Source organism: Microbacterium sp. Leaf351 (assembly GCF_001423825.1).
Classification (GTDB): Bacteria; Actinomycetota; Actinomycetes; order Actinomycetales; family Microbacteriaceae; genus Microbacterium; species Microbacterium ginsengisoli.
On record NZ_LMPK01000021.1, the window covers coordinates 66,385 to 69,873 of the forward strand.

The 3,489-nt window shown below is 76.2% G+C and carries 1 protein-coding gene and 1 pseudogene; both read left to right on the plus strand.

Annotation, left to right across the window (positions count from 1 at the left end):
* Positions 1–270: pseudogene (locus ASG00_RS17685) on the plus strand (exonuclease sbcCD subunit D); the annotation flags it as partial.
* Positions 267–3,245: an AAA family ATPase gene (locus tag ASG00_RS07690; protein WP_056208159.1), complete on the plus strand. Its 2,979-nt coding sequence runs from the start codon at positions 267–269 to the stop codon at positions 3,243–3,245. The pseudogene ASG00_RS17685 and the gene ASG00_RS07690, both read left to right, overlap by 4 nt.
* Positions 3,246–3,489: the final 244 nt, after the last annotated feature.

Below are 3,489 nucleotides of genomic sequence, written 5' to 3' on the forward strand. Positions count from 1 at the left end.
GAATACACGGATGCCGCGCCTCAGCCCGATCCGATGCGACGGCTGCGCGAGAGATTCCCGTGGTGCGCGACCGTCGCGCACACGCCCGCCGGCGGCCGCTCGGGCGAGCGCACCGACTACGGCGCCCGCGTGCGTGCCGCCCGTGACGACGTGCAGCTGGTCGACTCCTTCCTCGCGCACGTGCGCGTCGGGGAGGGGCTGAGCGACGACGAACGAGCGGTCCTCGCCGACGCGCTGGCGGAGCGGTCGGCGACGGAGGCGGCGCGGTGAAGCTCCACAGCCTCGAGCTCGAGGGCTTCGGACCGTATCGCGAGCGCCAGCGAGTCGACTTCGACGCGTTCGACGCCGACGGTCTGTACCTCATCACCGGCCGCACCGGGGCCGGCAAGTCGAGCATCCTCGACGGCGTCTGCTTCGCGTTGTTCGGTGCGGTCCCTCGTTACGAGGCGGGTGACAAGCGCCTGCGCAGCGATCACAGCGGCCCGAACGATGTCACCGAGGTCGCGCTGGAGTTCTCGGCGGCGGGCGAGCGCTGGCGCATCGTGCGGGCGCCCGACTACGAGCGGCCGAAGCAGCGCGGTGAGGGCGTCACGCTCGAGAAGGCGCGGGCCGAGCTCGCCCGGTGGGACGGTACCGGATGGCGGGGCGTGGCGGCAGGGCCGCGCGACGTGGGGGTCATGCTCGCCGAGGTGGTCGGGCTCACGCAGGCGCAGTTCCTGCAGGTGATCCTGCTCGCGCAGAACCGATTCCAGCGGTTCCTGCTCGCCCGCAACGACGAGCGGCAGGAGCTGCTGCGCACCCTCTTCGACTCCCGCAGTTACGACGACCTGACCCGGCGCGTCGACGAGCGGCGCAAGGCGGCGCGCGACGCGCTCGACCGCGGTGCCGACGCCGTCGCGCTCGTGCGCCGGCAGGCCGCCGAGCTGATCGCGCGCGAGGGGTGGGGCGGCGATCCCGTCGCTGCCGCTGCCGCTGCTGACTCCGACCTAGAGGCAGCCGATCTCGACGCCTCCGATCTCGAGGGTGCCCTCGCCCGCGCGGCGGATCGGCGTGCCGCGATCGCGCAGACGGCGGTGACGGCGGATGCCGTGGCGGTCGCGGCATCCGATGCCCTCGCCGACGCGCGCCGGATCACCGACCAGCAGACCGAGCGGGCCGCGCAACGGCGGCGAACGGCCGAGCTCGCCGCGGCGGAGCCCGCCATCGAGGCGTCGCGCACCGAGCTGGGGCGGGCGCTCGCCGCCGAGGCGCTGCGCGAAGTCGTCGAGGCGCGGGCCCGCGCGCTGCGCGCGGCCGAGCTCGCCCGTGCCGCCGCCGAGCGCGCGCGGGGGGCCTGGGGCCGTGACGATGCCGACGCCCCGGCCCGTGTCGAGGCGCTGACCGGCGACCTCGCCCGCGCCCGCGATGCGCTCGCCGGCGAGACGGAGCTCGCCGAGATCGACGGCGCCCGCGAGTCCGCCGCCGCGCGCGCCGAGGCTGCTCGCGAGCGGATCGCCGCGATCGACGTGCGTGCCGGTGAGATCCCGGCCGAGCGCGCGATCCTCGGCGCCGGCATCGCGGCGGCCACGGCCGACGCCGACGCACGCGATGCGCGCGAGCGCGACGTCGCCGACCTGCAGCGGCGACTCGATGCCGCCCGCGAGACGGTGACGTTCGCCGCGGCGTCGCAGCGCGCCGACGAGGACGAGGCGGCGGCCGCCCGCGCGCTGAGCGCGGCGACGGCGAACTGGTCGCACCTGCTCGACACCCGCATCGCGGGGGCGGCCGGGGAGCTCGCCGAGCGACTCGTCGACGGCGAGCCGTGCGCGGTGTGCGGAGCGACCTCTCACCCCCACCCCGCTGCCGCGCCCGCCGAGACCGCCACGCCGTCGCAGATCGATGCCGCCGCCGCCGCGCGCGACGCAGCGCAGGCCGTTGCGCAGCGGTCGAGCGCCGCGGCGAGCGACGCCCGGGCCGCCCTCGCTGCGGCCGTCGCGCGCGCCGAAGGCGGCTCGGTCGACGATCTCAGTGCGCGCCTCGCCGCCGCCGCCGACCGCGCCGCGGCGGCGACGGCCGCAGTGGTCCGTCGTGACGAGGGTGTGGCCGCACGCGACCGCCTCGACGACACCGAACGCGACCTGGCGGCTGAGCGCACCGCGCGGGCGACGGATCTCGCCGACGCCGACGCCGTCCTCGCGGGGCTCGCGGCCCGCCGTGGCGCCCTCGTCGCCCGCGTCGACGCCGCGCGCGGCCGTCACGCGAGCGTCAGCCTGCGGGTCGCCGCAGATGAGGCCGAGCTCGCCGTCGCCGCGGCGGTCGTCGCAGCGGTGGCCGCGCAGACCTCGTCCGACGCGGCCGCGCGGGAGGCGTCCGAGCGCTGCGCCGACGCGCTCGGCGGCTCCCCGTTCGCCGACGCCGACGCCGTGCGTGCGGCGGTCCGCGACGCGGGCCAGCGCGACTGCCTCGATGCGCGGGTGCGGGGGCACGAGGCATCCGTCGCCACCGTCACCGCGCGTCGGGCGGAACTCGAGGCGCTCGGGCTCCCCGAGGAGCCGGTCGACGTCGCGGCCGCGCAGGAGGCACTGCGGGTCGCGCGCGACGCCGTGCGGTCCGCGACCGACGCCCTCTCCCGGCACGATCAGGCCGCTGCCGCGCTCAGTGACCTGCGCGACCGGGCCGCCGCCGTCGACGAGGGCCGCGCCGAGCTCGAGCGGATGCATCAGATTGTCGCCCGCCTCGCCGATACCCTCGCGGGTCGTGCCCCGAACGACTACCGCATGCCCCTCGAGACCTACGTACTCGCCGCCGAGCTCGAGGAGATCGTGACTGCAGCCAACGTACGGCTCGACGAGATGTCGAGCGGGCGGTACCGCCTGCAGCACACCGATGCGCGTGCCTCACGCGGGGCGCAGAGCGGTCTCGGGCTCGAGATCGTCGACGCGTTCACCGCGGTCGCGCGCCCCGCGCACTCGCTGTCCGGTGGGGAGACCTTTCTGGCCTCGCTCGCCCTCGCGCTCGGGCTCGCCGAGGTCGTGACGGCGCGGGCCGGCGGCATCCGTCTCGACACGCTCTTCATCGACGAAGGGTTCGGCTCGCTCGACGCCGAGACCCTCGACCTCGCGATGCGCACCCTCGACGAGCTGCGCAGCGGCGGACGCACGGTCGGCGTCATCAGCCACGTCGAGGCGATGAAGGAGCAGATCCCCGCCCAGCTCGTCGTCGAGGCGACCGGCCGGGGGCCCAGCATCATCCGGCAGTCGGACTGATCAGCCGGCGGGGCCGGGTCCGCGGAGCGCCGCTCAGCCCGACGCGGGCGCGCGGCGCGCGGGCCATGCGGCTGTGCCGACCACGCCGCTCGCGCAGCCCGATGCCGCCCATGCGGCTGTGCAGGCCTGCCGCCGATCGCGCGGAAACAGGCGAACGCGCGAGAACAGGCGGCATCCTCGCGATTCGTCCTGCGTCCGCGGGTCAAGTCCCGTGGTGTGGTGTCACTTCGGTTGTTTCCGGTGG